Below are 1,093 nucleotides of genomic sequence, written 5' to 3' on the forward strand. Positions count from 1 at the left end.
TGTACTTCCTCGGGAGGTTGTGATCGGGATTTGAGGTGAAAGAAGACCTCCGATATCGAAGTGGGTAACCACACTCACTCGAACCGGAGGTCTTCCATGACACACCGTAACGCCCCGATGACCGTCGAGGGTAGGCGCCGGATGGTCGCCCTGGTTGTTGAGGCCGGCTGGTCCCAGCGCCGCGTGGCCGAACGGTTCCAGGTCTCCCCGGCCACCGTGTCCCGCTGGGTGCGCCGCCACCGATCCGGGGCCGGGCTGCAGGATCGCTCCAGCCGTCCGCACCGCAGCCCGCACCGGCTGGCGCAGCGCACCGAACGGCGGATCATCGCCATGCGGTTCACCAAGCGGTGGGGTCCGCACCGCATCGGCTACCACCTGGGCATCCCGCGGTCGACGGTGGGACGGGTGCTGGCCCGCTACCGGATGCCGAAGCTGGAGTGCATCGATCAGGCCACCGGGCTGCCGGTGCGGCGACCACAACCGCACCGCTACGAGGTCGATGCTCCCGGGCAGCTGGTCCACGTCGACGTCAAGAAGCTGGGCCGGATCCCCGACGGCGGCGGCTGGCGGGCTCACGGCCGCGGTTCAGTCCAGGACCTGCGGGCGCAGTCGGCCCGCACCAAGGCGGCCCGCGCGAAGGCGTCCCCATCACGCGGGTATCGGTACCTGCACCACGCCGTCGATGACCACTCCCGGCTGGTGTACTCCGAGATCCTCGACGACGAGAAGAAACACACCGCCGCCGGCTTCTGGAACCGGGCGAACGCCTTCTTCGACACCATCGGCGTCACCGTGGAGGCGGTGATGACCGACAACGGGTCCTGCTACCGGTCCGGCGACTTCAGACAAGCTCTCGGCCCAGACATCAAGCATAAGCGCACCAGACCTCGCCGGCCGCAGACGAACGGGAAAGCCGAGCGGTTCAACCGGACCCTGATGGTCGAATGGGCCTACGCCAGGCCCTACTCCAGTGAAGCCGAGCGGGAAGCCGCCTACGAGACGTTCCTCCACGACTACAATCAGCATCGAGCCCACACCGCTATCGGAGGCCTCACCCCAGCCGACCGCGTTCACAACCTCACGGGGAACTACA

At 67.3% G+C, this 1,093-nt stretch carries 1 protein-coding gene; it reads left to right on the forward strand.

All coding sequences use genetic code 11. The annotated features are described in order from the left end of the window. Positions 1–96: 96 nt before the first annotated feature. Positions 97–1,093, forward strand: a 997-nt coding sequence (locus tag H9634_RS14350; RefSeq protein WP_170275125.1) for an IS481 family transposase, incomplete at its 3' end; no start/stop codon positions are given.

It is taken from the genome of Brevibacterium gallinarum (genome assembly GCF_014836885.1).
GTDB classification, from domain to species: Bacteria; Actinomycetota; Actinomycetes; order Actinomycetales; family Brevibacteriaceae; genus Brevibacterium; species Brevibacterium gallinarum.